Origin of the sequence: Shewanella sp. 11B5 (assembly GCF_002836795.1) — a bacterium.
Lineage (GTDB): Bacteria > Pseudomonadota > Gammaproteobacteria > Enterobacterales > Shewanellaceae > Shewanella > Shewanella frigidimarina.
The window spans coordinates 1-3,636 of the sequence record NZ_PJAP01000642.1 but is presented as its reverse complement, the minus strand read 5'-3'; the positions used below and the strand labels follow the sequence as shown (position 1 = coordinate 3,636).

The 3,636-nt window shown below is 40.4% G+C and carries 2 protein-coding genes and 1 pseudogene; all 3 read right to left on the bottom strand.

Annotated elements, in window-relative coordinates; genetic code table 11:
• Positions 1–2,309, bottom strand: a pseudogene (locus CXF78_RS14740) (MlaD family protein); the annotation flags it as partial.
• Positions 2,296–3,009 (bottom strand): paraquat-inducible protein A, encoded by a 714-nt coding sequence (locus tag CXF78_RS14735; protein ID WP_102037222.1) that lies wholly within the window; start codon positions 3,007–3,009, stop codon positions 2,296–2,298. The pseudogene CXF78_RS14740 and the gene CXF78_RS14735, both read right to left, overlap by 14 nt.
• Positions 3,002–3,628: a paraquat-inducible protein A gene (locus CXF78_RS14730; protein ID WP_011637688.1), complete on the bottom strand. Its 627-nt coding sequence runs from the start codon at positions 3,626–3,628 to the stop codon at positions 3,002–3,004. The genes CXF78_RS14735 and CXF78_RS14730 overlap by 8 nt, the downstream gene beginning before the upstream one ends.
• Between the last annotated feature and the right edge of the window lie 8 nt (positions 3,629–3,636).

Sequence of the window (3,636 nt, the reverse complement as noted above, 5' to 3'; positions counted from 1 at the left end):
AAACAAGGGTGTACCGACCTTAATTGAACCTAGCTGGTCATCGACTAATTGGAATGCTAACGCATCTTTAGGTACGGTAGCCTCAAAGCTCGAGTGAGGTTGGGCAACAAAATTATCGATAATCTCTGTGCTGTTACCTGGAATAACTCCAATATAAGGACCCGTTAACAGTGTTTCGGGGGCATTAATACCCGCTAAAGAAATTTGGGCATCGACGATGAAGTATTCCGTATCGCTAGCACTAAAATGGTTTGCGTAATGACCATAAATATACGCTTGTGCATTAAGAGTGGTTAAATCTTGGTTTAGCTTAACCTGTGACACTTCACCAATTTTATGACCTTGATAACGAATAGCGGCTTTTTCTGCCACTTTTGTACTCACAGGCAGAGTGAGGTTAATGACCTTAGCCTGCATGAGTGCGAGAGACTTTGTATCATATAATCGTAGATTAGGTTGATTATTTGCAGTATCAATTTTGTCGTCAATATGACCAAGAGTAATGCTACCATTTATTGCACCTTTTAATGGAGCAACATTGATATCGACACCGGCTAAACTGGCATTGATGGCTACTGCATCATTACGCCAAAAAACCGTAGTCGGCTTAATTAACGGAACAAATTTATTGTCTATATTGATATCGATATTAAATTTGTCTGTTTTCGCTAACCAATTGACTTTATTCACTGAGCCTATTTGCATTTTTTTGTAATAAATTGGCGATCCTTCAGCTAAGTCCGCACCATCAATACTGGTTAAGGTAAAGGGGTAAGCTGTTGTTGAGCGTAAAGCGTTTGGGCCGATTCAACTGATTCGTGCAGTGTTAAAGTACTATTAGCCGAAAGCAGCATTTCGCTGTTACCCGGAATTAAGCTAATAGCGCCTTCCAACATCGTAGTGAGGTCGCGAGTTTTAACATTAACGCCCTCTAGTGAAGCATTAATGGCTATGGCACTTTCAGGAACAAAGAAACTACCTTTAGTTAGCAGACTTTTAAATTCTGGTTGAATTTCGATACTATATTCAACAGTTGAAAAGTCTTTACTTAAACCAATACTGGTTATCTGTCCGATTGGCAATTGCTTATATCGCACTTGCGCACCATTGCTGACTCCAGAGTGGGTAGTGGCAACTACAGTCAATTTCAGTTTGTCTTGACTGAGTAAATCAGGAGCATGTGATGCCAATTCAAATTGCATCGGATCTTCAGCTTTTTGAGTGCCAGGTAAGACATTAATAACACTTCCTGTAACCAGTCTACTGACGTTTTTGACACCTTTTAATGATAACTCAGCCCCGCTTATCCAAAATTGGCTATCACTGGTAATTAATGCTTTGTAATGATGCTCTACTCGAGCGATAAACTGCACCCCTGCATCAGTTAAGGTGACTTTTTCAATCTCACCGATAACAATACCGCGGTAGGTGATAGCGGTGCCTTCATTAACATCTTCACTGCTAGATGCGGTTAAACTAAACTGAACGCCTCCAATTGCGGTGAGCTCATCTTCATAAAGGTTGTAAATATCACCATTTTGGGCTTTTTCAGTGTAGCTGCCGGTATCAAAGCTGATACCGCCAGCCAAAATAGACGCGATACTTTCAGTGCTGACTTTTATCCCCGCTAAAGATGCATCAATTTTTAAGCCAGACACATTCCAAAAATGGGAGTCTTTATTGACTAAATGGGCATATTGTTCTTGAACAAATGCGCTGATAATAATTTGTTTATTTCCGTCGAGGCGATAACTCACAATGCTTCCGACAGGTGCTTGACGGTAAAAGACCGGTGAGCCAACATCAATTGATCCCAGTTTAGGGGATTTTAGTTCGATCATCAGTCCTTCACTGCCGGGGAGTATCGCAGGCGCTTCACGTTGTGCTTCAAATACGGTTGCCGAGCGGCCATCACCAGGTTGAAGGGCAATATAATTACCTGAAAATAATGTATCGAGTCCTTCAACACCGGTAATGCTGGCTTTAGGTTTTACTAACCAGAACAGGGTGTTTTTATTGAGAAATGGGTCGGCACGGTAATCCATAATAACTTTAACGTTAACACCTTTAAGATCGTCGTCTATCCCAATATCAGTGACTTTACCAACAGTCAGCCCTTGGTATTTCACCAGCGTTTTGCCGATATCAATACCTGTAGCGCTAGGAAAATGAATTAATATTTCAATGCCGGATTCTTTGATGCTTTTGACCCCTAACCAGGCACCTAATATCAAAGCAACAACCGGTAATAACCATATTGGCGAGAATAACTTTTTCTTCACAATTTTAGGCGATTCAATTTGTGTCATTAGTGTTTTCCAAGCGGTCCCAAAGTAATCGAGTATCTAACACTTTTGCCGCGAGTTGCGTTAGTAAGATAACTAACGCAAATGCTGTCGCGGCAGGTGCAGGTTTTGCGTCTAATAATTGCCCCATATTAACTAAGGCAACGGTTAATGAAATAACAAATAAATCGAGCATTGACCAACGTCCAATCCATTCAATGATATGAAATCCAACCATTAATTTTCTTTTTGATATTGGTAAGTTAAAACTGATAGCCGTTAAATAAGTCGCTAAGCCAAATATTTTAAGCCAAGGGACTAAAATACTGGCAGTAAAAACAATAATAGCAATCGGGAACATACCGGTTTTGACTAAATGACTAATACCACTAAAAATGGTGTCATTTGTGACCACTCCACGATTAGTCAGCAAGGTAATAGGGTAGATGTTGGCGACCACAAGTAAAATAGTCGCTGTCACCAATAAAGCCCAACTTTGTTGGATACTGGCATAATTACGGCTACTCAATTGACTAAAACAACGTCGACAATGACTGTTGCTGGTGACATTCAGTTTGCGACAAACAGGGCATAAACATAAGCCAATTTTCTTGCCCTGAATATGAGGCAAAACCTCAGTTTTCGCCTCGTTATCGATATTCGCAGTTTGCTTGGTGCTGTCCACTATATGTTCATTGGATGGTGTAATTGGAGTACTAGGCATCTACATAACTCCACATGTGTTCTAGATTATATTCACGTTGTAAAAATAATATGATGATAAACAACATCGTAAAACTGAATGTCCCCATACCAAAATACACATCTGAAAAGTCTGATAACTGAAAGGCCGACACGAGAAAACTGATGACATAAATTTCTAACATGGTCATTTGTGATATCAAACCATGATTTTTTAACAATGTAGTATAGGTTCTTTGCCAAAATGAGTTGTGCAGTTTTAATTTTACAATTACAACTTGAGCCATAATTGACAAAATCAATAACCCAGGCGCGATAACTGCAGCAACCATTACCGCTAGGCCTACAACCCAATATCCTTCGGCCCAAACCGTCACGGCAGCTTGCAGCACCGTAGTGGTTCGTACACTGCCAAGGAAGTGGATTTCGAGTACTGGCAATAAATTAGCAGGAATAAAAATAATTAACGCCGCAACGCATAATGCTAGCATGCCATTGATAGAGCAATAAGGAGAATCGTAGAGTGCCGTGTGGCAACGCGGACAAAGCGCGCGAGCGCTAGAAGGCAAAGCACGTTTTCTCACTGCCAAATCACATGATTGGCATAAAATTATCGAATCATGATCATCAAATTCATGCATGAAGAATT